Genomic DNA, 23,922 nt, shown 5'->3' with positions numbered 1-23,922 from the left:
CGAGACATCGCCTCCGCCCACCGCGGATGCCTGCTCTCGGCGCTGCCCCCAATCAGCGAGACCGGTCCCGCACCGGTCGAGGAGCCCGTCGGGTAACACCGTCGCGGACACGCGAGCCGGGCGCCACGCCCGAAGGCTTTTCGAGGCTGTGCACGCCCTGACCCGTTCTGGTCGGAGCCACAGCTCAGTAGCCCGGGAGCTGGGCCTGAATCGCCACACCGTCAGCGAGTGCCCGGGCCCGCACCTAGCAGGAGGTGGTGCGTCGCTCGCCTCGCAAGCACTCCACTTCCGGACGTGGCGGGCGCCACGTGGTGTTGACGAGTGGCTCCAGGTGCGGCAGTGTCGGGCACTAAATGAACAATCAATAAGTGGAGCTTCCATGCCTGAAGCCGTCATCGTCTCGATCGCCCGTTCGCCGATCGGCCGCGCTGTCAAGGGGTCCCTCAAGGATGTGCGGCCCGACGACCTCGCCGCCCAAATGGTCCGGGCGGCGCTGGACAAGGTGCCCGCCCTCGCGCCGACCCAGGTGCAGGACCTGATCCTCGGTGTGGGGCAGCCTGCGGGGGAGTCGGGGCACAACCTGGGCCGAGCCGTTGCAGTCCTCGCCGGGTTCGACCATCTTCCCGGTGTCACAGTGAACCGCTACTGCTCCTCCAGTCTCCAGACCACGAGGATGGCGCTCCATGCCATCAAGGCGGGGGAGGGTGAGGTGTTCATCTCCGCGGGTGTGGAGTCAGTGAGCCGCTACTTCGTTGGTGATGCGGACAGCTTCCCGGCCAGCAGGAACCCGCTGATGGACCAGGCGCAGGAACGTACCGAGCGGTTCTCGGCAGGCGGCCAGGTCTGGGAGGACCCAAGGCAGCTTGGCCAACTGCCCGATCTCTACATCTCGATGGGCCAGACCGCCGAGAACGTCGCCCAGTACAAGGACATCTCCCGCGCGGACCAGGACGCTTTCGGTGTGCGAAGCCAAAACCTTGCCGAGAAGGCGACGACCGACGGCTTCTGGGCGCGGGAGATCACGCCTGTGACACTGCCTGACGGCACCGTCGTCAACGCCGACGACGGGCCGCGTGCCGGCGTCACGCTGGAAGCGGTATCCCAGCTCAAGCCCGTCTTCCGACCCGACGGCACGGTGACAGCAGGCAACTGCTGCCCGCTGAACGACGGAGCCGCGGCCATGGTCGTGATGTCCGACATCAAGGCCAGGGAGCTCGGCCTCACGCCGCTGGCGCGCGTCGTTAGCACCGGTGTCTCCGGGCTGTCCCCGGAGATCATGGGCCTGGGCCCGGTGGAGGCCACGAGGAACGCGCTGCGCATCGCTGGGCTGCACATCGACGACATCGACCTCTTCGAGATCAATGAGGCGTTCGCCGCACAGGTCATCGCCTCCGCGCGCGAACTCGGCATCGACGAGGACAAGTTGAACGTCAATGGCGGTGCTGTCGCTGTCGGTCATCCCTTCGGCATGACCGGCGCCCGGATCACCGCAACCCTCATCAACTCGCTCCAGTCGCAGGACAAGGAACTCGGCGTCGAGACCATGTGTGTCGGGGGCGGCCAGGGGATGGCGATGGTCCTGGAGCGGCTGTCATGAGCCGCCGCTTCACAGGAAAGACCGCGATCGTCACCGGCGCCAGCCGCGGAATCGGGCTCGCCATCGCGGAGCGGCTCGTTCGCGACGGGGCAAAGGTCGTCGTGACGGCTCGCAACCAGGATGCTCTCGACGAGGCCGTCGAGTTCCTGGGCGGCTCCGATGTCGCGCTCGGCATCGCAGGGAAGGCAGACGACCCGGCACACCAAGACGGCGTAGTACAGCAAGCCCTCCGGGCATTCGGCAGCGCCGACTTCCTCGTCAACAACGCCGGCATCAACCCCGCACACGGCCCGCTCATGGACCTGGACCTCGGTGCCGCCCGCAAGACCGTCGAAGTCAACTGCGTCGCAGCGGTGTCGTGGGTGCAGAAGGTGTATCGGCACTGGATGAAGGAGAACGGCGGCTGCATTGTCAACCTGTCGTCGGTCACGGGCATCCGCCCGGCGCCCGGCATCGGCTTCTACGGCGCCACGAAGGCGATGCTCAACTCGCTGACCGAGCTGCTCGCCGTCGAACTCGGGCCCGACATCCGAGTGAACGCGGTGGCCCCCGGAGTAGTGAAGACCAGGTTCGCGACCTCCCTGTACGAGGGCAAGGAGGAAAGCGTGGCCGAGGCCTACCCCCTCAAGCGACTCGGCGAGCCTGCAGACATCAGCGGCACGGTCGCTTTCCTCCTCTCCGACGACGCCGCCTGGGTCACCGGCCAGACGGTGGTCATCGACGGTGGCCTGACGCTGTCCGGCGGCGTCGAGTAACGCCGCCGCCTCGGTACACCTCGTGCTCGCCGCCAGAGCGCGAGCCGACATCGATCACCACACAGGAGCTACCCATGCCCCCATCCGTCCCTGACTACCCGCGTACGGCAATCGTCACCGGCGCAGCGCGCGGTATCGGCGCAGAGGTCGCGCGCAGGCTGGCAGCAGACGGCCTTGCGGTTGCGGTCGTCGACCTCGACGAGACCGCCTGCACTGCCGTGGTCGACGAGATCAAGTCCGCAGGCGGATGTGCCGTCGCAGTTGGTGCAGATGTCGCCGACGAGGCCGCGGTCGAGAAAGCCGTGAAGCGAGTCGCCAACGAGCTCGGCGACCCGACGGTCCTCGTCAACAACGCCGGCATCATCCGCGACAACCTGCTGTTCAAGATGACGCTGTCCGACTGGGACTCCGTCATGAACGTCCACCTGCGTGGCTCGTTTCTCCTCGCCCGTACCGTCCAGCGTTACATGACTCAGGCCGGCTGGGGCCGCATCGTGAACCTTTCCAGCGTCTCAGCGCTCGGCAACCGGGGCCAGGCCAACTATGCGGCGGCCAAGTCCGGGCTCCAGGGCTTCACCAAGACCCTCGCCCTGGAGCTCGGCCGGTTCGGGGTCACCGTTAACGCCGTGGCACCGGGATTCATCGAAACGGAGATGACCGCGGAGACCGCCGCACGGATCGGCATCTCCTTCGACGACTTCAAGGAAGCGGCCACCAAGGAGATCCCGGTCGGCCGCACCGGCGTGCCCGCCGACATCGCCCACGCCGTGTCCTTCTTCGCGAGCGAGGACGCCGGCTTCGTCTCAGGCCAGGTCCTCTACGTCGCCGGAGGGCCGAAGGGATGAGGGTCTTCAACGGTGTCGCAGAGCTCGATCAGGCTGTCGGCAGCCACCTCGGTCACTCCGAATGGCACACAGTGACCCAAGACCAGATCGACACCTTCGCCGAGGGCACGGGGGACCATCAGTGGATCCACATCGACGCCGAGCGAGCGACTGAGGGCCCCTTCGGCACAACCATCGCGCACGGCTACCTGACGCTCAGTCTCGTCCCGATGCTGACGTGGCAGGTCTACCGCGTCGACAACATCGCGATGAGCGTCAACTACGGAGCGAACAGGCTCCGGTTCCCCTCCCCCGTCCCTGTGGGCTCGCGGGTGCGTGCCGGCGTGGAACTCCTCGAGGTGACGCCCGGTAGTACAGGGATCAAGATCGTCACCCGCGTCACGATCGAGCGGGGCGGGAGCGAGAAGCCGGCCTGCGTCGTCGACACGGTCAGTGTGCTGGTCCCGTGATCGTAGCGGGGGGCCGCGCGAGGCCCTTCGTTGAACGCACGATCAGTTGGATAGGATCAGTTCTACCCGCATTGTCGTGCCGAGAGCCTCTGCCGCGGCAGTAAGCCGGCCATTGCCCAGAGCGACGCTCTGTTCGGAGCCAATGAGAGGGGATCGAGTGCCAGCCAGGACCTCGCGACGGACGAGGACCGCGGAGGAGACCCGCGACGTCCTGCTCGATGCAGCCGCCCATTTGTTCCGTCAGCATGGCTACGAGTCGACCTCTCTCAAGGCGCTCGGCACGCAGGTAGGCGTGTCGCCCTCGGCGATGTACTGGCACTTCTCGTCCAAGAGCGACCTGCTCTTCGCGGTCGTGGAACGGACCCTCCTGCGATTCCGTGACAGACTCGTCCAGGAACTGGCTGCGACCGACGGCACCCCGAGGGAACGTATCCGCGCCTTCGTCCGGTTCTACGTCCACACACAGCTCAACGAGACGGTCGACGTCGACGCCTACACGTCGTTCCTCGCGACCGCGCACATCGCAGACCACCTCCCCGCCGAAGCCTGTCGGCAGCTGATTGGCTACGAGCGCGAGATCTACGCCCTGCTCCGGACCGCCATCGAGGAAGGCATCGCCTCTGGGGAGTTCGGAGTAGACACGCCCTCCTCGGCCGCCTTCGCGATCGTCGGCATGTGCGAGAACGTCCAAACCTGGTGCCGCCACGGCGACGCCGACGCGGTGACCACATCCGAGCAGTACGCCGACTACGCACTGTCGATCGTTCGAACATCGCCGGCCTAAAAAGCCGCTGCCTCGCCTTCTGACGGGCGATGGGCCCCCTCCCTCGGGTGGCGACCGCAGAAGAGTGCCGCACGACGTCGCGGTTGTCGCGATGGCCCCTTGGCCACGCCTCGACGCGCCGAAGCACGCTTTCACTCGGGCTGATTCGCCGGTCCGCGCCACATTCCTTCGATGGCTCTTGACCCACGTATGTGTCCGGCCACACACTGCTTATTGAACGACCAATAAGGAGTCGGGACGGGTGCGCTTTCTGTAGGCGTGATCTACGGAACCGTCCACGCCGCGACCCGACCATCACTGCGGCATCGACGTTGCTGGTCGCCGTGATCCGGCTGGTAGACATCGTCGCCGCGCTCCTGCTTCAGAGGCGGTTTCTGGCAGCCGTCGCGGGCGCTGCCGAGCCCGATTCCAACTGGACCCGAGGCCCCGAAGGAGTGAGCATGCAGTTCAACCTTGCGCGAATCCTGATCGAGTCCGCGCAGCGCCATCCAGACCGCGACTTCCTCGTCGTGAACGATCAGGTCCACAGTTACGCGGAGATTGATCTCCTCTCCGGGAGAGTCGCTGCCGCTTTGCGCGCGGGTGGCTACGAGCCCGGGGCTGCGATCGGGCTGCGGCTGCCGAACAGCGTTGACTTCGTCGCAAGCTACTTCGGCCTACTCAAGGCTGGGCTGGTCGTCGTTCCTCTCAATCCGCTGCTGAGCGGCCAGGAGATCGCACACATCGCGGAGGACGCCAACCTCCGCGCAATGATCGCCGCTCCCGACGACGTTCTGCTCACCGAGTACCAGTTGCCGATACTGACCTGGGGAGAGGCCGAGGGGCGCCATCCATCCGGAGACGTCGCAGACCTCGCAGCGTCGGTGACCGACGCTGTCGTGGCGGGCGCCGTGCACCGAACCGACGGTGACGACACGGCGGTCATCATCTACACCAGTGGAACCACGGGCCAACCGAAGGGCGCGGAGCTCTCGCACCTGCAGTTGTTCCTCTCTGCGCGACTGGAGTCCGAAGATCTCGGGCTCAACACAGACGACGTGATGCTGGGCGTGCTGCCGCTCTTCCATATCTTCGGACTATCGGGCGTTCTGAACAGCGCAACCGTCCACGGGCAGTCAATCGTTCTCCTCCCGCGCTTCAGCACGGCGTCCGTCCTCAAGGCGAGTCGTGAACGCCGGATCAGCGTGATCGTCGGCGTGCCGACGATGTATGTGGAGCTGCTCGAGTACGGCCTTGCTTCTGCAGATGTCGCGACATGGCGTGTCCTCGTCTCGGGTGGCGCGCCCATGCCGCAGAGCGTCATCGAACAACTGGAAGCGGTACTACCGGGCGCGTCCTACGTCGAAGGCTGGGGGATGACGGAGACCTGCGCCTCGGGGAGCCTCAACGGCGGCCGCAACCCCCGCCGGGTCGGGTCGATCGGTCGCCCGGTCTGGGGAGTGGAGCTCGCCGTCCTCGACGACGACCAAGTCGCCGGCGCCCCCGACGTCGTCGGTGAGCTACTGGTGCGCGGTCACAACGTGATGACGGGCTACTGGAACCGCCCCGACGTCACCGCTGATGCGTTTCACGACGGTTGGCTCCGCACGGGAGACCTTGCGCGCCTGGACACCGATGGCTACGCCTACATCGTCGGTCGCGTCAAGGACCTGATCATCCGAGGCGGATACAACGTCTACCCCAGGGAGATCGAGGACGTCCTGTTCACTCACCCTGCCGTCGTGCAGGCGGCCATCGTGGGGCGTCCCGACGAGCGCCTCGGCGAGGAGATCGTCGCCTACGTCGTGCCACGCGAGGGGCACCAGGTCACGTCCGACGAGTTGCGGGAGTACATGCGTGCGCGCGTCGCGCCGTACAAGTACCCCCGCGAGGTCCACCTCATCGACCGGCTCCCGACCACTGCCACCGGCAAGGTGGACAAGCGCTCGCTGGGCGCACCGGTCGATGCGGGCTGAACCCAACCCAACTGAGAGAGGTCTCGAAATGATGTCCGCCAACCAGGTCAGCGTGATCGTGATCGGAGGTGTCGGCCAGATGGGTCGGCACGTGTGCCGGCTCCTCGCGAGGTTCGAGAGCGTCGCACGCGTCGATGTCGCCGACATCGCCCAGGACAAGGCCGCGCTGCTGGCCTCAGAGCTCGGTCCGAAGGGCAACGCCGTTGTTCTCGACGCCACGGACGTTGACGCGCTGCGGGATGCGTTCGCGGACATCGACTTCGTCGTCAACGCGCTGGGGCCGTTCAATCACTTCGCACTGCCCATCCTGACCACCGCCATCGAGGCCGGCGTCGACTACATCGACGTCTGCGACGACTGGGAGGCCACCGTGGACCTCCTCGCGCTGGACGGGCGAGCGCGCGAACGGGGAGTCAGGGCGATCATCGGACTCGGCATGAGCCCAGGTCTCACCAACCTGCTCGCGAAACGGGCCGCCGAGGAGCTCGACGAGGTCGACCGGATGGTGACCGGCTGGCCTGTGGCCGGCACCCGGGTCGAGCACGAGGATCAGTACGACGTCGGCCGTTCCGCAACTGCGGCCGCCGAGCACTTGATCCTGCAGTGCAGCGGCAAGATCCGCGTATTCGCGGGTGGCGACCGCGCCGAGGTGACCCCGCTGCAGAAGGTCGAGATCGACTACCCGGGCATCGGCGCGAAGGACGCCCGGTCGCTCGGCCACCCGGAACCCATCACCCTGCCGATGACCTTCAGGGGCATCGATGAGTCCCTCAACGTGATGACCGGCCCGACGTGGGTTTTCGACCGGCTCGCCGAGATCACCCGTCGCTATGAGGCTGGCGAGATCGACCTGCGTGAAGCGGCATCCCTCGCCTCCGGCATGAGCCGACCGGCGGACGCGCCCCGCGAACCGCGCGACAACATGCCCACCGCCTGGGCACAGGTTACGGGGACCACGAATGGTGAGCGGCGCGTCGTCTCCGCCCACCTTTCCGCGTGGCCACCGCACTTCATGGGCGGTGCGACCGGCTATCCGGCGGCAGTCGGCGTGGACCTGCTGGCGCGGGGGGCATCCGTGGCGCCCGGTGTCGTTGCGCCGGAGCAGGCGTTCGACCCCACCGAGTTCTTTGCCGCTCTGGGTGACCACGTCGAGAACGGCCCCGTCCGCGATTATGTGGTCGTGGTCTCCGTCCCCGCTTGACGTTCAGAGCTCGTCCTCACCTGCCATGGACCCGGGAATCACCCGGCGTGCGTCTGCCCGGCGGCCGGATCCACGGGCGGGCGCTGAGCACGCCGTGACCGGATCGTTCCGGCTCTCGCAGATTCCGCAGTTGACCCGGAGATGGATGACACCGTGAACAGTCTGATGATCAATGCGACCGTCTGGGGCGGTCCGGAATGCGTCCCAGAAAGTGGCTGGGTCCACCTGAAGGACACCCGCATCGCCGACACTGGACCGGGTGATCCGCCGCCACACCTGACTGAGGGCGTAGACCGAATCATCGATCTGACCGGCAAGCACGTACTGCCCGGATTCGTCGACGTCCACACCCACGTCTCGGCCAGCGCCTGGCTCCCGTCAGCCGGCGACGCCGCGGACTGGACATCTCTGCGTCACTGCCTCGCGCAGATCCGCAGGGACGCAGCCTGTGCCGACGCAGGGGAATGGCTGCTGTACCTCAACGCCGATCCCTATGGTTGGAGCGACGAGGCCCGGTTGCCGAGAGCGGATGAGCTCGACGAGGCTGCCGGAGGCAGACCCGTGGTCATCGCCTGCATCGATCTGCATCGTGGCGCGGTCAGCAGCGAGGTGCTGTCCGGGCTCGGAGCCGTGACGTCGTCGCTGCTGCACCCTGAGGATGTCGTCCGCGGTCGCCGCGGTGCAGCCACTGGTGAACTGTACGAGGCGGCATTCTCGGCGGCGATCGCGATGGCGCAACGCAGTATCGCGGAGCGACTGGGCGATGAAGGCATCAACCGGCTTCTGGATCGAGAGGCCGGCCGGCACCTCGATCACGGCATCACCCACGCCCACGACCCCGGCGTCGCGCCCGATGCCGCCGATGCTCTGGCCGAGCTTGCCGGACGGACGCCCTTGCGACTGTCGTGGGCGGCGGCGCCTGCGACCGGGCTCCTTGCCCCAGCCCCGGAGGCTGGACAGATGGCGCCAGGTGCCTATGGCATTGCGCCCGCCGAGGTGAAGATCTTCACCGACGGAGCCGATCGATGCGCCGTCCGTCTTCCTCCCGCGGCCGCGCTGCGCATGGTCGTTGACACGATGAGGGCTGCGGCGCGGAAACGGTCCTTGTCACCGTTCTCGGGCACCGGGACGATGCGGCTTGCTGACGGTCACTTCAGCACCTCATCTGCGCTGCGTTACGACGACGCGGAACTGGAGCGCGTCCTGTCTGACCATGCTCGGGCCGGACACCGCGTGCGCATCCACGCTCTGGGCAACCTTGCCGTCGATCAGGTCACTCGCACCGTCCGACGGGTGGGGATGGCGGCCGACTCGGTGACCATAGAGCACCTGACGCTGCTCAGCCAGGCCGACGCGGCAGCGTTGGCGGCCGTCGGAGCCTGGGCCAGCTTCCAGCCGGGTTTCCTGTCGGGCTACGCGAAGAAGATGACCGACACCGGCATTCACCAGCATCTCGCCGTGCTCGGCGGAAGACGCCTGCTGGATGCCGGAAACCGCCTGATTTTGTCGAGCGACCAGCCCTGTGGACCTCTGGACCCGCTGCACAACATCCGCTGCGCGGTCCAGCGGCTGGACGGTAACAACGGTGCCATCCAGGCCGAGCAGGCGCTCACCGTTCAAGAAGCGGTCAAGGCCAGCACGACGACTGCAGCGGCCAGTCTCTTCAGCCCTGCTGCAGCCGGCATCACGGCCGGAGCCCCAGCTGATCTGGCGATCCTCAACAGTCATCCCGTCGATGACCGATGTCGCGTCCTCAGTACCTGGGTCGGTGGCGAGGAGCGGGCGGCCACAGCTCGTTGAGCTCCGGGAGGCTCATCGGCATGTGCTGCCCGCACCACCCTAATCCCTGGGTAAGGACGGTCCGGCCAAACGAGAACGGGCGGGCTGTTCGAGAGCACCAGGGCCGTCACATCTGTCTCCATCCAGGCCGGTGAAGCCTTCCCGTAGATCGGTGGGCGGTCCTGCTGCTCGTGGTGCTGGCAGTTGCGTGGGCGCCGGGCGGACGCCTTCGGTACATCCGGGCTTGACACCTCGTACGAGACGGGCGGCGTACGGCGTCTTCGCAGCCGCCACCACCGTGGAGTGAAGTGTGCTGGCGCCCATCGGCGCTGGGCGGACGGCTCTCCCATCCCATCGTGCCTGGTTCGTCGCCGGCCGAGGGCCGCGTAACTTATCCTTGCTTCAACTCACGTTCGGCAGTACGACGAACCCCACCGCAGAGCAGCTCGACGGTGCCGAGCTCGCGGGCCAGCAGTAACCTGAACACCGCTCCTCATCTCGTCTGGCTCCAAATGAGTATCCGCTGGTCGCTTCACGCATGCCGCGGCGCCGCGGCGGAAATGAGCGGCGGCAGGTCGTCCCGCACGAACCGAGCCCTCCGCTCCCACGCGGCGGCGAATTCCATCAGACTGAAGTCGTCGTGGTTGCGACCGATCACCTGCAGGCCGATCGGCAGGCCATCGCTGCTGAACCCGGCAGGGACGGCCAGCGTCGGCGCACCGATCAGCGTGCCGATCGCGGTCACCTCCATCCAGCGGTGGTACGACGACATCTCGACGCCTTCGATCTCGTGCGGCCAGTCTCGGTCGGCATCGAAGGGAAAGATCTGGGCGGTCGGCAGCACGACGTAGTCGTAGGTTTCGAAGAGCTGCCGGAACGCCTGATACATCGCGGTGCGTTTCACCGAGCCCTCCCAGGAGTCGAGGCCGGTGAGCGCCGGGTTGCCGTCCGCGCCGCTGATCAGGCCCTCGACCTCGTAGATCGCTTCGGGCTTCATCTCCCGCCGGAACTGTGGGATGTCGTAGAGCGGCTTGAGGGAACCGCCGATCAGCCAGTGGCGGAAGATCAGCCAGGTCGGCCAGAGGTCCTCATTGCCGCGGAACGCCCCGTACGACGGGAGCGCGTCGACCTTCGTCACGCCCATCCCGAGATCGCGCAGCAGCTGCACCGCCCGACCGGTCACCTCGAGCACCTCCGGGGCCATCGGCAGGTAGCCGCCGAGGTCGCCCATCCAAGCGACCTTGCGACCGGACAGGCGTGTGTGCCCCAGCCTCGTCAGCGGCGCGGGGTCCCGCTCGATCGAGAGTGGCGCGCGGACGTCGTACCCGGACATCGTGCCGAGCAGGAGCGCAAGGTCGCGAGCGTCGCGGGCGATCGGGCCCTCGATGCCGCCCTGCTGCACGAACTGCTCTTCGCCGAGAGACGGAACCCGGCCGAACGATGGCCGCAGGCCCATCACATTGTTCCAGCCCGGAGGGTTGCGCAGCGAGCCGAAGAAGTCGCTGCCGTCGGCCACGGGCAACATCCGGAGCGCCACGGCAACCGCGGCGCCGCCGCTACTGCCGCCGGCGCTCTTTGTCTGATCGTAGGCGTTGTACGTCGTCCCGAAGACCTTGTTGTAGGTGTGCGAGCCCAGGCCGAACTCGGGCGTGTTGGTCTTGCCGATGAAGATCGCGCCCGCTGCCCGCATCCGCTCGACGATCAGCGCGTCGGCCGTGGCGACTGCGTCAAACGGCGGCCGGAAGAATCCCAGCGTGGTCTTCATGCCTCTGACGTCGGCGAGGTCCTTCGGCGCCTGCGGGAAGCCGTGCATCCAGCCCTGGTACTCCCCGCGGGTCAGCAGCCGGTCCTTCTCCTTGGCCTCGTCGAGCAGCTCCCGCCGCGGCCGGAGGGCGACGATGGCGTTGACCTGGGGGTTCACCGTCTCGATGTGGTCGAGATAGGCGGTCATCACCTCGACGCAGCTCACCTTGCGGCGGCGGATTGCAACCGAGAGCTCCGCCGCCGACCACCACACGATGTGTCCCAGGTCCTTCGGGCGGCTCACCGAGGGCCAGCTGACGTCAGGCGCGGCGGCTGCCACCGATCCCCATGCCCCGACGGCCATGCCGACCGCGGAGGCACCGACGACGACGGACCGCCTCGAGACACCACCAAGGCGCCGATCCTCGGGCTGGGGGGAAGCTGTCGTCTCGTCCATCGTCATGACGTGTCCATACCTTTCTTCGTGGGTTGATCCGGGTCATTCGTAAGTTCGGGACACCCAGAAGTGCCGGGTGTGGCTGTCATGTTGTTGTCGCATTGATGGCTTGAGCGGATTGGCCGCCCGGAATCCCGCGACGACTCGACTGCTGATGGGGATGCGCGAACCGAATCGCTCGTATGGACGTGACAGCGAGGTCGTCTGCTGGGACAACACAGGAGCGTTACGAGGGAGGGGCTGACGCCCCAACTGTGGGCAGGGACAGACGCGGGCAAGGCCGAACACCACTGCACCGTGATCGACCCGGACGTCACCAAGGTGCTCTCCCGCCGAGTACCGAACAGCGAGAACTGCTCCAACTCCTCGGCGACGTACTGGAACTGGCCGACGGCGACCCGGTGGTCTGGGCGGTCGACCTGAACGCCGGCGGAGCCGCGCTGTGGATCGCCCTGCTGGTCAGCCACGGGCAGCAGCTGTTCTACATCCCTGGCCGCACCGTGCACCACGCCTCCGGTTCCTACCGGGGCGATGGGAAGACCGACGCAAGGGACGCCTACGTCATCGCCGACCAGGCCAGGATGCGCCGCGACCTGTAACCCCTGCAGGAGACCAGCGAGATCGCTGTCGACCTCCAGGCCGGATGCCCCGATGGGTATCTGACACCTTTGCTTCTTCATTCACCAAGTTGGGCGTACACGCCCGGTCTGGATGCGCGCAGCCAGAGTCCATAACCCATGCCGAGAAGCGCGACGACAAGTAGGGCCCACGGAACGATGTCGATCGCCCCCGAATCAATTTGGGCCAGAGTCCTGAAGTTGCGAATCGTCAAGATGACCACGATGATAAGCATCACCAAAGCCAGAGCAGGCGCAACGATATAGACTAGCTTTTCGCGGTTTCTGATGAAGTACATCGTGATCGCCAAAGCGGCGAGAGTCTCCAGCAACAGAATCCCGAGTGTGCCCACCCCGGTCATCGTCGATCCGAAGCCGAAGTACGGGTCGGCGCCTGCGTTCGCGAAAACGAGGATCACGGCGACGTTAATACCCGTCTGTACCAGGCTTGCCCGTGACGGAGTGCCCTGCGTGCGGTGCGCGACGCCGATCCAACTGGGGAGCAGGCCCTCGCGCCCAGCGTTGAACATATATCGGCTCGCCGCATTGTGGAGCGCGAGCAAAGAGGCCAACAGGCTGGTCAGCAAAATGAGTGCCATAATCCCGGTAAGGGATTCCGATGCATACTCCGAACTCAGCTTGAAGTACATGTCGCCTTTGTTATCGGCTCCAAATTCGCGTACGGCGTCCGGGCCAAGCGCCCCCACGGTGATCCACGTGGTCAAAAAGTAGAACACCGTGATGATTGCGATCGCGCCGTACGTGGCACGCGGGATTGTCTTAGACATCATCTCATTTGGCCCAGTAGGCTGTTGGTCGTGGCGGGGATTGTTGAGCGGCTGGTGCCGGACGAGTTGTGGGAGCTGTTCCAACGCGTGGTGCCGGAGGCGCCATCGCGGCCGCAGGGCGGCGGCCGACGTCGGCACGGTGACCGTGAAGTGCTGGCCGCGATCGTGTTCGTGGCGACGTCGGGCTGCACGTGGCAGCAGCTGCCCGCAGCGTCGTTCGGGCCGTCCGGAGCGACGGCTCACCGCAGGTTCACCGAGTGGTCAAAGGCCCGGGTCTGGGCCAAGCTGCACCGCCTGGTCCTCGACGAACTCGGAGCCCGCGGCGATCTGGACTGGTCCCGGTGCGCGATCGACTCGGTGAACATGCGGGCCTTGAAAAGGGGGACCTGACAGGTCCGAATCCTGTCGACCGGGGCAAGTACGGCTCGAAGATCCACCTGATCACCGAGCGGACCGGTCTGCCCCTGTCCGTCGGAATCTCGGGCGCCAACGTCCACGACAGCCAAGCCCTGATCCCGCTCGTGAAGGGCATACCGCCCATCCGCTCCCGCCGGGGTCCCCGCCGGCGCAGGCCCGGCAAGCTCCATGCCGACAAGGGCTACGACTACCGCCACCTGCGGAAATGGCTGTCTCAGCGGGGTATCCGGCACCGCATCGCCCGCAAAGGCGTCGAGACCTCGCAGCGGCTCGGACGGCACCGGTGGACCATCGAACGCACCATGTCCTGGCTCGCAGGCTGCCGACGGCTCCACCGTCGCTACGAGCGCAAGGCAGAGCACTTCCTTGCCTTCGCGAGCATCGCCTGCACCCTCATCTGTTATCGCAGACTCGCCAAATGAGATGACTTCTTATGAGGGTTCTTGGCCTCCTCTCGGTACAGGGCAGTCGATTCGAACCCGATGAAACCCAAGAACGCGAACATCGCTGCCAGTCCGAAGCTTCCGAAATTCAGTGCATGGTCTGCAGCAAAGATATCCAGCGGAAACGCGGACCATCCCTTGTGGATAACCATGGCGATATCGAGAATAATCAGGACACTGACTTCCAGAATGAGCAAGACCGTGAGAACACGTGCGGCCAGATCCACCTGGAGATAGCCGAACACCGCGATGATGGCAACGCCGACAAGCGCGTAGACGACCCATGGAATTGATATTTCGAGCAGTTCGCCGATGATCAGATCGCCGAAGTAGCCGAGGCCTGCGACGATCACTAGCGCGGTTGCGTTGTAGGCGATGATCGCCAAATACGATGCGCCGACCGCTGGTGTGCGGCCAAGACCCTTAGCGACGTACACATAGAAGGCTCCCGCCGACGAGATCCGTTGGCTCATCGCGCCGTACCCGATTGCGAAGAGCAGGAGCGTGACACCGGCGATCAGATATGACAGTGGTATCGCGCTTCCACCGGCCAGGGCGAACGCCATCGGAATGGTGCCGAGGACCGCTCCCATGGGTGCGGCGGCGGCCACGACCATCACCACGATCTTTGAGGCGGAGAGGCCTCCTGCCAGGACGCGGGTGGAATCTGAGGTGGATGTCATGGGGGACGGACCAGCCTTCCGTAGGCGTCGTCAGTGATCTGAGTCACTGATCGGCGCAGCGTACGGTCGGTCAGTTGAACCTGTCAATCGACCAAGTTGAGTGACCTTCGACACCCGGTCACCCCCGCTGCGTGCTGAGAAAGCGGACCGCGCCGGGGTGGTAGTTCCAGGCGTTGTCGATCATCACGCGTTCGATGCGGGCGATGTCGTGGCCGGTGAAGAAGGCGGCCGCGCGGGTGAGGAAGCCTGTGCAGGTGGTGCTCCCGGCGTAGGCCAGACAGGAGTGATCGTCCACGGCGGTGTGTAATCAGTCGTAGCCGATGCCCCGGCCGTGGACGTCCTCGCTGCGGCCGGGGGCCTGCCAGCCGCCGGCGCCGGGAATCCTGCCGGCCTACTTCACGTCCAAGTGGACTAGGCCGCCGAGGTGGGCGTACTTCGTCCTTGGACCAACGGAACAGCCGTTAAAGGCAAGCACTTGATCTTGAGTCGGTGCGGGTACTCCGGCATCCGGGGATCAGCGCGACACCTTCGATCCGAGAGCTACTCGCGGGCTACTTGTCATCTGGATCGTCGCTCGTTAACGGCTCGCACATCTTGGGCGGGTGCGTCCAGGGCGGCCATGTGCGACGCTCACCGAGAACCCGCGCGTGCGTGTGCCGCTCCGGGCTGTCCGGGTAGGCGACGACGATGCCACTGCTCACGGCTCCGTCCGTTCGACGTCCTCTGGCGTGAACGCGGCCAGGACCAGCCCGCCCGTCTCGTCTCGTCCTGGTCCACCACCCACCGCTCGTCAGGGGACTGAATGGCCTCTGCCGGGCGGTGCCGGAGAAGCGCCGCCGCTTCCCGCAACACCTCGTCCTTCATCGCGCGTCGCCCATCGCGTGGAACCTCTTCCTGGTCTGGCTCTGAAACCGTACCGACGCCACTGCCATCACCACACTCACGGCGACCAGTTCGGCGCCCAGAGCCGTGGTCGTCTGGCCAGGGACCAGGACGAACACCGCGACCACGAGAAGGGCGACCAACTGGAACACCGCCTCACGGGCCCGTCCACGATGCTCCGGATCCTTCAGAATTTGCCGCGGCCCGAGCGGAAGCGCGGTGAACAACAACCCCGTCAAAACAGCCGCAGCGCCACTGACCATGGCGTACAACTCCGACCAGTCCTCAATTCTGTATGCGACATGACTCTCGATTCTGCTCAGCAGCGCCGCTCGGTAGCGGACCCAGAAGGCGCGGTGGTACCAGGCGTTCATCAATGGGGAGCGCACAGGTGTACCCAGCCAGCCGGGGTCAACGACACCGGGCCTAGGCGGTTCCGGTTGGCAGGGGTAGAGGCTGCCGGGCCGGAAGGGGGCCCAACAAGACCGGCCGGTCCGGCAGCCTCGGGTGGCCGGGCAGGCTTCGAGGCTGCCGGCCGGTACAGCGGGTGCGGGCCGTGGGGCGACCACCGCAACCACGCTGGTCTCTATCGCCGGGGCCACGGGCAGCTGCCCGCCAGCATGGCCCACTCCCGATCCACCTGACCGGGTACGATACGCCCCGCCGCCGCCCGGCGCGCGGCCAGTGCCGCGAAGACCGGCTCGTCCGTCGGGGCGGAAGCCGGCGTCAGTTCCGGTGCCCTGCGGCCGACGACTGGGGCGAGCTGCGGCGTCATCGTGGTCACGCAGGTCTAACGCGCGGATCCGGCTGTGGTCACCCGTGGCGGGTGCGGCGTTCCCTCAGCGCAGTGCGGGCCTGGGTGATGCTGAGGAGGAGGCCGAATTCGTGGAGCGCGATGTACTGGACGTCCTCGGCACTCGCGGGCCGGCCCTCTTCGCTGCGCGCGTGGGCGAGCTCCGCGGCCCCCAGGGCCAGCAATTGCTCGCGGTCCTGCTCTTCGTACTGGTCAGTGGTGTATGCGGCCAGGACCTGCCGCCAGATCCCGCTCACCGCTCTCGTCCATCGCGCGGGCCTGGGACAGCAGCAACGTATTCATCCTGCATCGGCTCGTCCGTCTCCTCGTCAGGGCGGTGAACACCGAACGGACCCGGGGTGCCGCGGGCAATGCCGAGGACCGGCGGGCCCGTCATGCGGTGCGGATGAGCTCGACGTCGTCCATGGCCCTCATGATGCCAAAGCCGGGCCGCGTGCTCGTGTGGCCAACATCAGGGGTCAAGGCCCGGTGTCCAGGTTCACCTCATCCTGGACAACTACGCGACCCATAAGACACCCGACATCAAGAAGTGGCTGCTGGCGCATCCCGGTTCCATCTCCACTTCACGCCGACCGGCGCGTCCTGGCTGTCCTGGTGGAGCGGTGGTTCGCCGAATTGACCCAGAAGAAGCTCAAGCGCGGCGTCCACCGCTCCGCCCAGGCCCTCGAATGCGACATCCAGGCCTGGCTCGTCGACTGGAACGAGCACCCCTGACCGTTCGTCTGGACGAAGACGGCAGACGAGATCCTCGACAAGTCGTCGCCTACTGCCGACGAATCTCAGACTCAGATCACTAGGTTAGAGGTGAGGGTTCGGCGGCAAGGGCGGCGAGCTGTTTGGCTGCGACGCCCAACATCTCCTTGGTCTGTTCCGTGTTGCGATCGGCCAGCCAGGAGAGGATCGCGCCGTCAATCAACGCCGTGAACAACCGCGCGACTACGTCGATCGGCAGGGCCCACTGGAAGTCGAACCTCTTGGTGAGGTCGCGGAGCAGAACGTCGATCGCGCCAAAGTACTGGTCGTACTGCCAGCTGGCGAGCTCGGCTAGCTCCGGATCCCGCAAGACAGTCGCCGTCAGTTCGTACAACACGAGCTGCTGATCCGGGGCGCCGGCCGCAGCGCTGAACAGGTGGTCGAACGCTTGGACGAGGGAAGACTCCAGATCCGCCGCGGTTGTCGACGGTGCCCGCGACCCCATCTCGACGACCACCGAACGAGTCAGTTGCCGTAGCAAGTCCTCCTTCGTGTGGAAGCAGTAGTGGAAGGCGCTCTGGGCTACGCCTGCTTCATTGCAGATGGCCCGGGTACTCGCAGCGGCTACGCCGTCGCGAGCCATCACCCGAAATGCAGCAGCCACCAAATCTTGGCGTCGCTGTGTCGCCGGGATCCGAGCCACCATGCCTCCGAGGTCTTGCAGAAGCGAACGATTGAGCTATTCGCGCGGGCTAGTCCTAGAGAGCCAGATTAGTGGAGGTTCGTATGCTGACCAAGTCACTCGACCATGTCCAAGCGGCCGATGTCCGGTCACGGTCGACGAACGCTGCGGCATGGCCGACTCGGCGACCCTGCGAACAGAGGCTCCGTTCGCCTCCAGGCTTCGAGGTCGCCCCTGGGGCGATTGGTGCGCGCGATGTTCGTTGTCACGGAGAAGGTGACAGGGCTGTGGTCGGGCGTCACCCGGCGGCCTGGCTTGTGACATGACCATCAAGGTCTCGGCTAGTTGAACCAGCCCGGTCAGGACGGGTGTCTCAGGATCGTTCCCGGGCGTGATGCCGACCTGCTGATAGGCGCAGTGCGTAGCCTCGCACTCGGCCGGGGGGCGAGCCGATTTCGCCGTGGAATCGTCGGTGGTTGTGCCAGTCGACGCACTCGGCGACGGCGATCTCGACCTCGGTCACGTTCCTCCAGGCGCTCTTGGTCGCATCACGGGGTTACGGATGCACTGGGCCTTGAACAGCGAGTTCAGCGCCTCGGCGCGCAGACAGGCCGGTCACGTCCTGACGGTCCCCTGCCGGGTCCACAAGCTCGTGCCGAGGGCATCAACGGCGAGGTCAGTGCGTAGCGTCATGGAACCTTGCCAGCCGTCGATCATTCGACTGAAGACGTCCACGAGAACGCGACATAGGTCAAGCCGGGGTGGGTGCGGACATAGGTCAGCTCGGCTACCCAGAGCTGGTTCGGCGCGATGGTGACGAAGTCTGGTGGACCAGGGCCTGGGGGATGTCGTGATCAGCTCTGCCGATGGAGGGCGGATCGGGTGGGAAGGCGATCGCGAAGTGCAGGCAACTGACTGTTGCGCAATAGGAGTTGATCTAGCAGTTCCTGCCGATAGGCGAATACGGCCCGTACCCCGAGCGGCTGCGGGATCAGTTCGAGGGGGTGATCTGACGGCTCAGGGCCAGCGCGCCGTGGCGTGAGATGCCGGCCGAGTTCGGGCTGTTGCCCCAGTAGGGGCGTGACGGGTCATGCCGACGGTGCGCTGTTCCTGTTCATCACCCCACTGATGAGATCGCGGACGAGTTCGGCCGCCTGGGAGCGGGCCTGTTCCGGCTCGTCGATTTCCGCGATTCTGATGGACAGCTCCGTGAGTGCTCCGTAGAAGGCCCCGGCGACCAGATTGGCCGGATAGGGCCGGAACCGGCCGGCTTCGAGTACGGCATTAACGACGTCGAGGAGCAGGCCGCCGAGGTGAAGCTGGTCGAGTTCGCGCCACCGCTGCCAGCCCAGGGCGATCGGACCCTGCTGGAGCACGATGTGCCGGTAGGTACCGTCGCCGCAGACGTCGAGGAACGCGTCGACCGCCCGGGAAGCGCGCTCGCGCGGATCGGGTATGGGGGCGATCACCGCCCTGATGCGCTCGGTGGCCTGCCGCTCCAGCTCCTCGAAGACGGCTTCGAAGAGCCCGGCCTTGCCGTCGAAGTGGTGGTAGAGCGCTCCCCGCGTCAGCCCCGCGGTGCGCACCAGCTCCTCCGCGGAGACGCTCGCGTAGTCCCGCTCGGTGAAGAGCCGCAGCCCTGTGTCGAGCAGGGTACGGCGGGTGTTCTCCGCATATTTCTCTCGCAGCGTTTCCATGCACCATGGATATCACATACACTGCGTATGCGAGATGCGCTCTGTATGGAAGGTGGATGTGTGATGGAGAAGTCAGTGGACGTCGTGATCGTGGGGGCCGGTGTGGCGGGCCTCGTGGCCGCCCGCGACCTCGTACGGAACGGAGCCGACGTACTGGTCCTGGAAGCACGGGACCGCGTCGGCGGCCGCCTCCTCAACGGGGAACTGCCCGGTGGCGCCCCCATCGAGGTGGGCGGACAGTGGGTCGGACCGACGCAGCACCACACCATGGAGCTGATCAGGGAACTGGACCTGCGTACCTATCCCACCTACGGCGACGGCGAGCACATCGGCGAGTTCAGCGCCACCCGGGCCCAGTACACAGGCCGCCCCAAGTTCAACCCCCTCGTCCTCGCCGACATCGGACAGGCCCAGTACCGCCTGGACCGGATCGCCCGCCAGGTCGCCGCGACCGATCCGTGGCTGGCTCCCCAGGCCGAGGAACTGGACCGCCAGACCTTCGACACCTGGCTGCGCAGGGCCGCGCACACCGCGGGCGGCCGGGACTTCTTCCGGTTGATGACCGAGGCGGTCTTCTCCGCCGAGCCCGAGGACATGTCCGCGCTCTGGGCCGCCTTCTACGTCGGCGCCGCAGGCGGCCTCGACCAGCTGATCAACGTCGCCGGCGCAGCCCAGCAGGACCGCGTCGTCGGCGGAACACAGCGCATCGCGCTCGAACTGGCCAAGGAACTCGGCGACCGGATCGTCCTCGAAGCGCCCGTCACCGACATCGACTGGCAGCCCACGGCGACCACGGGCGTCCGCGTCACCACGCGCAGCGGCCTGACCGTCCGCGCACAGCGGGCCGTCATCGCCGTCCCGCCGCCGCTCGCCGCCCGCATCCGCTACACCCCGGGCCTGCCCGGCGACCGCGACCAGCTCGTCCAGCGGATGCCGATGGGACGGGTCATCAAGATCAACGTCGCTTACGACGAGCCCTTCTGGCGCCACGCCGGCCTCAGCGGCCAGGCCAACAGCACCCACCGTCCCTTCGGCACCGTTTTCGACAACACCCCCCACGACGGCTCGTGCGGCGTGCTCGTCGGCTTCCTCGAAGGCCGCCACGCCGACACCGGCTCACGCATGAGCCCAGACGACCGCCGCGCCCTGGTGATCAACGACCTCGTCGGCTACTTCGGCCCCAAGGCCCGCAATCCCATCGCCTACATCGAACGTGACTGGGCGGAGGAGGAGTACAGCCGCGGATGCTACGGAGCCTTCGCCGTACCCAGCACCCTCACCCGCTTCGGCCCGGCCCTGCGCCGCCCGGTCGGCCCCCTGCACTGGGCCGGCACCGAAACAGCCACCCGCTGGGCGGGCTACATCGACGGAGCCGCCGAATCCGGCCACCGCGTTGCCGACGAGATTCTCCCCAAGTTCGCCTGACCCCGACACTGAGCGAGGCCCCACCATGACCACCACACCCGCCACCGACGGCACCAGCCCCACCCCCGACCTCGACGCCCTCGTCGACCGGCTCGCCACAGGTGAACGCGCCTGGGCCCGTACGAGCCTGTCCGAACGGCGCGAGCTGCTCCTCGACGTGGCGGCCGCCACCGCAGCCGCCGCCGACGAATGGGTCCGCACCGCAGCCGGGATCAAGCAGCTCGACCCCGCCTCCCCCCTCGTCGGAGAGGAATGGCTGAGCGGCCCGTACGCGCTGCTCACCTACCTCCAGGCCCTCCAGGAGACCCTGCGGCGCCTGGACGAGGGAACCTGCATCCTGGCCAACACCCGGATCACCCAGGCCCCGGGTGGCCGCCTCGCCGTCCAGGTCCTGCCCCACGACAACCACGACAAGCTGCTCATGAGCGGCTTCCACGCCGAGGTCTGGACAACCCCCGGCATCACCGAGGACCAGCTGCGGGCCACGGCCGGTCTCACCCAGCGGACACCCCGCCGGACCAGGGGAGTGGCCCTGGTCCTGGGCGCCGGCAACGTCCTCTCCATCCCGCCCCTGGACGTGCTGTACCAGCTGTACGCCGAGAACCGCACCGCCGTCCTCAAGCTGAATCCCATCACCGACCCGCTGGCCGGCGTCTACCGGGCGGTCTTCAAGCCGCTCATCGACAGGGGCCTGGTCGATGTCGTTACCGGCGGCCCCGAGGTGGGAGGGGAGCTCGCGGAGCACCCCGGCATCGCGGCCGTCCACATGACCGGCAGCGAAGCCACCCACGACGCGGTGGTCTGGGGCACCGGAGAGGCCGCGACCGCCGCCAAGGCCGCCGGCACCCCCAAGTTGGCCAAGTCCATGACCAGTGAACTCGGCGGCGTCTCGCCGATCATCGTCCTGCCCGGCTCATGGTCCGACGCGGACCTGCGCTACCAGGCCGAACACGTCGCCACCATGCGCCTGCACAACAGTGGCTGCAACTGCGTCGCCGGCCAGATCCTCATCCTCAGCTCCGACTGGCCGCAGAAGAACGCCTTCCTCACCGCGCTCCGCCGGGCCCTCGCCACCACACCGGCCCGCCCCGCCTGGTACCCCGGCTGCGAAGCCCGCGTCCAGGACGCCCGAACCCTCCACCCGGGCGCGGAGAAGCCCGGAGGCACCCCGGAGCGCACGCTTCTCACCGGCCTGGACCTCTCGAACCCCAACGAGTCCGCCTTCACGACCGAGTACTTCGGGCCGGTCCTCGGGGTGGCCGAACTCCCCGGTACCGGTACGCAGTTCTTGAACGCCGCGGTCGCCGCTGCCAACGAGCAGCTCCACGGCACCCTCGGCGCCAACCTCATAGCCCACCCCGACACCCTCAAAGCCCTCGGCCGCCACCTCCACAGCGCCATCGCCGACCTGCGCTACGGCACCGTTGCCGTCAACGCCTGGACCGGCGTCGGCTACGCCACCTCCCGCGCTACCTGGGGCGCCTACCCCGGCCACACCCTGGACGACGTCCAGAGCGGCATCGGTACCGTTCACAATGCCCTCCTCCTGGACCACACCGAACGCACCGTCGTCACCGGTCCCTTCCGCCCCGCACCACACTTCGTGCTTCTCGGCAAGACGATCATCTCCCCGAGGCCCCCGTGGTTCGTCAGCAACACCAACGCCGCCAGCACCGGCCGCCGCCTCACCGAGTTCGCCGCACACCCCCGATGGCAGGATCTGCCCGCTCTCTTCGCCTCCGCCCTCCGCAGTTGACTTCCATGCCCTGGGGGGGGCATCGCCGAGCTCGCCCGAACCGAGCGACCGCCTCAGCCACAGCGGTCGCGATGCCCGATGAAGGGAGGTGGCCACCTGCCCCCTCTCGTGGCCGTCCCGCAGCCGCGAGTCGGCCACCCGGTCGAGCAGCAGAGCGGCCTTCGCGGTCCCGGCCCTGCCATGATCTACCTGACCGGCTGCCCTGTGGTCGGTGAAGCGCTGCCGGCGAACGGGTTCGAGCCGTGCCCGCGATGCCGACCCGACAGAGAACAGCATCGAACGTCGCTTGGAGCGCGTGCGGCGGTTGTCGGGCCTCGACAAGCACGTCGGACTGCGCACGAAATCGGTATCGGCCGCTCCAGCAGCGCAATCAGGTGGTCACTCGGAGCCGCGTGGAGACGCGCTCCGGTGGACGGCCGGTGGACAGACGCCTTCGGACGAACCAGCACGAGGCCGCACGGGAAGACCTGCCTCACATGGTCTGATCAGGGGAAACGTCACCAGGCAACATCACGCGACACCACCCGACATGAACGCTTTCGGTCTCGTAATGCGTAGGTTTCGCTACCTGGCTGTGCCCACTGCACTCATACCCTCAGACGGCAAGAGCGCTGGCTCGGTCCTGATGTCGGCCGTACCCAACCGCAAGCAGCGAAGTCCCCCGGGGACATCCCAGGGACTTTTCAGGGACTTTCACGTCTGGCCCAGGGAGGTTCCAGGGACTTTCCGCCGCGTAAACAGGGAAGGCCCTGACAGCGCCGAAAGATACGAACGCGCTGGTCAGGGCCCATCCGCCTAGCACTCGATGATGTTCACCGCGAGCCCGCCCCGCGCCGTCTCCTTGTACTTCACCAACAAGTGCTTGGGGGGATCCGAACACCCCACGTCCGCAAGGGCGTTCCGATCTCTTGGGTACTCGCTCACCTCTGAGGCCGTGCTGGTCCGGGATGTTCCAGGGGAGGGGGTGGGTAACTGCGTCGGCTCCTGTTGCACTTGGTGTCACTTCAGCGATCCAGGTCGCATCGCTGTGTTGGGTGGGCGGGGAGTCGCGCGGATCTTTCGCGCGAGGTGGAGTGACGGGTCGTCAGTAAAGTCAGCAACGGGTCAGCATGAATGTGGCCGACGAGGGCGAAAGCCTGCGACACCTGCACATGCGGCATCGCTCCCGCGGTCATCCTCACCTGGCTCTTTGCAGGTCAGGCCCAGTCTCCTAGACTGACGGTGTGCCCGTGTAAACGAACCAGTCGTACCACTCCACGGCGTTGCCCACCGAGGCGGCGAGGAGCTGGCGTACGGGCCGTCGGGCCGGAGGTGCTGGTGCGTCCGTGTCCATGCCTGTCATGATCGCGACCATCCCCGGACGGCGGGCCCGCCACACCTCGCGTACCGGTGACTTTCACACGAGCGCCACCGGACCCTTCCCTGACGTTTGCTGCTCCTGGAACACTCCTTTCGCGCGC

Annotated in this window: 19 protein-coding genes and 3 pseudogenes; 13 read left to right on the top strand and 9 right to left on the bottom strand. The window is 66.7% G+C overall.

Going from position 1 to position 23,922, the window contains the following annotated elements; translation table 11 throughout:
- Positions 1-379: 379 nt before the first annotated feature.
- The 8 genes from ABS735_RS22760 to ABS735_RS22725 all read left to right on the top strand — a co-directional run bounded on the left by ABS735_RS22760 (position 380) and on the right by ABS735_RS22725 (position 9,386).
- Positions 380-1,597 (top strand): acetyl-CoA C-acetyltransferase, encoded by a 1,218-nt coding sequence (locus ABS735_RS22760; RefSeq protein ID WP_373900735.1) that lies wholly within the window; start codon positions 380-382, stop codon positions 1,595-1,597.
- Positions 1,594-2,352, top strand: coding sequence for an SDR family oxidoreductase (locus ABS735_RS22755; RefSeq protein WP_373900736.1), 759 nt, complete (start codon positions 1,594-1,596; stop codon positions 2,350-2,352). Before ABS735_RS22760 ends, ABS735_RS22755 begins: the two co-directional genes overlap by 4 nt.
- Positions 2,353-2,426: 74 nt before the next feature.
- On the top strand, positions 2,427-3,197 hold the full coding sequence (gene fabG / locus ABS735_RS22750; protein WP_373900737.1) for a 3-oxoacyl-ACP reductase FabG: 771 nt from the start codon (positions 2,427-2,429) through the stop codon (positions 3,195-3,197).
- On the top strand, positions 3,194-3,646 hold the full coding sequence (locus tag ABS735_RS22745) for a MaoC family dehydratase (protein WP_373900738.1): 453 nt from the start codon (positions 3,194-3,196) through the stop codon (positions 3,644-3,646). Before fabG ends, ABS735_RS22745 begins: the two co-directional genes overlap by 4 nt.
- Positions 3,647-3,803: 157 nt before the next feature.
- Positions 3,804-4,430: a TetR/AcrR family transcriptional regulator gene (locus ABS735_RS22740; RefSeq protein ID WP_373900739.1), complete on the top strand. Its 627-nt coding sequence runs from the start codon at positions 3,804-3,806 to the stop codon at positions 4,428-4,430.
- Positions 4,431-4,870: 440 nt separating this feature from the next.
- Entirely contained in the window at positions 4,871-6,385 is a 1,515-nt protein-coding gene (locus tag ABS735_RS22735; RefSeq protein ID WP_373900740.1) for an AMP-binding protein, read from the top strand.
- Positions 6,386-6,413: 28 nt separating this feature from the next.
- Complete coding sequence (locus ABS735_RS22730; protein ID WP_373900741.1) at positions 6,414-7,586, top strand: saccharopine dehydrogenase family protein; 1,173 nt, start codon at positions 6,414-6,416, stop codon at positions 7,584-7,586.
- A 153-nt stretch (positions 7,587-7,739) separates the two neighbouring features.
- Complete coding sequence (locus ABS735_RS22725; RefSeq protein WP_373900742.1) at positions 7,740-9,386, top strand: amidohydrolase family protein; 1,647 nt, start codon at positions 7,740-7,742, stop codon at positions 9,384-9,386.
- Between the two features lie 511 nt (positions 9,387-9,897).
- Here the strand turns inward: ABS735_RS22725 and ABS735_RS22720 are convergent.
- Positions 9,898-11,571: an amidase gene (locus tag ABS735_RS22720; RefSeq protein WP_373900744.1), complete on the bottom strand. Its 1,674-nt coding sequence runs from the start codon at positions 11,569-11,571 to the stop codon at positions 9,898-9,900.
- 234 nt (positions 11,572-11,805) lie between these two features.
- On the opposite strand from ABS735_RS22720, the pseudogene ABS735_RS22715 reads away from it, so the two are divergent.
- Positions 11,806-12,161: pseudogene (locus ABS735_RS22715) on the top strand (IS110 family transposase); the annotation flags it as partial.
- 80 nt (positions 12,162-12,241) lie between these two features.
- Here ABS735_RS22715 and ABS735_RS22710 read toward each other — a convergent pair.
- Positions 12,242-12,970, bottom strand: a complete 729-nt coding sequence (locus tag ABS735_RS22710; protein WP_373900745.1) for an amino acid permease — start codon at positions 12,968-12,970, stop codon at positions 12,242-12,244.
- A 39-nt stretch (positions 12,971-13,009) separates the two neighbouring features.
- On the opposite strand from ABS735_RS22710, the gene ABS735_RS22705 reads away from it, so the two are divergent.
- Positions 13,010-13,809, top strand: a protein-coding gene (locus ABS735_RS22705; RefSeq protein WP_373901272.1) for an IS5 family transposase whose coding sequence is annotated in 2 segments (ribosomal slippage) — positions 13,010-13,349 and positions 13,349-13,809 — 801 coding nt in all. Because the reading frame shifts where the segments join, the coding sequence is not laid out codon by codon here.
- On the opposite strand, the gene ABS735_RS22700 is transcribed toward ABS735_RS22705, so the two are convergent.
- The 4 genes and pseudogenes from ABS735_RS22700 to ABS735_RS22685 form a co-directional block, all read right to left on the bottom strand.
- The gene (locus ABS735_RS22700) at positions 13,788-14,513 is read right to left on the bottom strand and encodes an amino acid permease (protein WP_373900746.1); all 726 of its coding nucleotides are present in this window, start codon (positions 14,511-14,513) and stop codon (positions 13,788-13,790) included. The two genes, ABS735_RS22705 and ABS735_RS22700, sit on opposite strands and share 22 nt — an antisense overlap.
- Positions 14,514-14,673: 160 nt before the next feature.
- A pseudogene (locus tag ABS735_RS22695) lies at positions 14,674-14,940 on the bottom strand (IS481 family transposase); the annotation flags it as partial.
- 433 nt (positions 14,941-15,373) lie between these two features.
- Entirely contained in the window at positions 15,374-15,769 is a 396-nt protein-coding gene (locus tag ABS735_RS22690; protein ID WP_373900748.1) for a hypothetical protein, read from the bottom strand.
- Positions 15,770-16,208: 439 nt separating this feature from the next.
- Positions 16,209-16,445 carry a hypothetical protein gene (locus ABS735_RS22685; protein ID WP_373900749.1) on the bottom strand — a complete coding sequence of 79 codons (237 nt, stop codon included), beginning with the start codon at positions 16,443-16,445 and terminating at the stop codon, positions 16,209-16,211.
- 231 nt (positions 16,446-16,676) lie between these two features.
- Between ABS735_RS22685 and ABS735_RS22680 the strand changes: the two are divergent.
- Positions 16,677-17,006: pseudogene (locus tag ABS735_RS22680) on the top strand (transposase); the annotation flags it as partial.
- Here the strand turns inward: ABS735_RS22680 and ABS735_RS22675 are convergent.
- Positions 17,003-17,608 (bottom strand): TetR/AcrR family transcriptional regulator, encoded by a 606-nt coding sequence (locus ABS735_RS22675; protein WP_373900750.1) that lies wholly within the window; start codon positions 17,606-17,608, stop codon positions 17,003-17,005. The pseudogene ABS735_RS22680 and the gene ABS735_RS22675 sit on opposite strands and share 4 nt — an antisense overlap.
- A 1,064-nt stretch (positions 17,609-18,672) precedes the next feature.
- Positions 18,673-19,281 (bottom strand): TetR/AcrR family transcriptional regulator, encoded by a 609-nt coding sequence (locus tag ABS735_RS22670; protein WP_373900751.1) that lies wholly within the window; start codon positions 19,279-19,281, stop codon positions 18,673-18,675.
- A 63-nt stretch (positions 19,282-19,344) separates the two neighbouring features.
- Here ABS735_RS22670 and ABS735_RS22665 point away from each other — a divergent pair, with 63 nt between their 5' ends.
- Together ABS735_RS22665 and ABS735_RS22660 are read left to right on the top strand one after the other, a co-directional pair.
- Entirely contained in the window at positions 19,345-20,706 is a 1,362-nt protein-coding gene (locus tag ABS735_RS22665) for a flavin monoamine oxidase family protein (RefSeq protein ID WP_373900752.1), read from the top strand.
- 25 nt (positions 20,707-20,731) lie between these two features.
- Positions 20,732-22,462, top strand: a complete 1,731-nt coding sequence (locus ABS735_RS22660) for an aldehyde dehydrogenase family protein (RefSeq protein WP_373900753.1) — start codon at positions 20,732-20,734, stop codon at positions 22,460-22,462.
- A gap of 1,210 nt (positions 22,463-23,672) precedes the next feature.
- Here ABS735_RS22660 and ABS735_RS22655 read toward each other — a convergent pair.
- Positions 23,673-23,804, bottom strand: coding sequence for a hypothetical protein (locus ABS735_RS22655; RefSeq protein ID WP_373901291.1), 132 nt, complete (start codon positions 23,802-23,804; stop codon positions 23,673-23,675).
- Positions 23,805-23,922: the final 118 nt, after the last annotated feature.

The sequence above is a fragment of the Streptomyces sp. MMCC 100 genome (assembly GCF_041538145.2).
Classification (GTDB): Bacteria; Actinomycetota; Actinomycetes; order Streptomycetales; family Streptomycetaceae; genus Streptomyces.
The sequence above is the reverse complement of the archived record's forward strand: the minus strand, read 5'-3'. Positions and strand labels throughout refer to the sequence as shown.

Bases quoted from the DNA above. Each gene is read 5' to 3' on its own strand.
- ABS735_RS22690 (WP_373900748.1), bottom strand. From the start codon at position 15,769: ATGAACGCCTGGTACCACCGCGCCTTCTGGGTCCGCTACCGAGCGGCG.
- ABS735_RS22700 (WP_373900746.1), bottom strand. From the start codon at position 14,513: ATGACATCCACCTCAGATTCCACCCGCGTCCTGGCAGGAGGCCTCTCC.
- ABS735_RS22675 (WP_373900750.1), bottom strand. From the start codon at position 17,608: ATGGTGGCTCGGATCCCGGCGACACAGCGACGCCAAGATTTGGTGGCT.
- ABS735_RS22755 (WP_373900736.1), top strand. From the start codon at position 1,594: ATGAGCCGCCGCTTCACAGGAAAGACCGCGATCGTCACCGGCGCCAGC.
- ABS735_RS22655 (WP_373901291.1), bottom strand. From the start codon at position 23,804: ATGACAGGCATGGACACGGACGCACCAGCACCTCCGGCCCGACGGCCC.
- fabG (WP_373900737.1), top strand. From the start codon at position 2,427: ATGCCCCCATCCGTCCCTGACTACCCGCGTACGGCAATCGTCACCGGC.
- ABS735_RS22760 (WP_373900735.1), top strand. From the start codon at position 380: ATGCCTGAAGCCGTCATCGTCTCGATCGCCCGTTCGCCGATCGGCCGC.
- ABS735_RS22720 (WP_373900744.1), bottom strand. From the start codon at position 11,571: ATGACGATGGACGAGACGACAGCTTCCCCCCAGCCCGAGGATCGGCGC.
- ABS735_RS22660 (WP_373900753.1), top strand. From the start codon at position 20,732: ATGACCACCACACCCGCCACCGACGGCACCAGCCCCACCCCCGACCTC.
- ABS735_RS22665 (WP_373900752.1), top strand. From the start codon at position 19,345: ATGGAGAAGTCAGTGGACGTCGTGATCGTGGGGGCCGGTGTGGCGGGC.
- ABS735_RS22745 (WP_373900738.1), top strand. From the start codon at position 3,194: ATGAGGGTCTTCAACGGTGTCGCAGAGCTCGATCAGGCTGTCGGCAGC.
- ABS735_RS22735 (WP_373900740.1), top strand. From the start codon at position 4,871: ATGCAGTTCAACCTTGCGCGAATCCTGATCGAGTCCGCGCAGCGCCAT.
- ABS735_RS22710 (WP_373900745.1), bottom strand. From the start codon at position 12,970: ATGTCTAAGACAATCCCGCGTGCCACGTACGGCGCGATCGCAATCATC.
- ABS735_RS22730 (WP_373900741.1), top strand. From the start codon at position 6,414: ATGATGTCCGCCAACCAGGTCAGCGTGATCGTGATCGGAGGTGTCGGC.
- ABS735_RS22670 (WP_373900751.1), bottom strand. From the start codon at position 19,281: ATGGAAACGCTGCGAGAGAAATATGCGGAGAACACCCGCCGTACCCTG.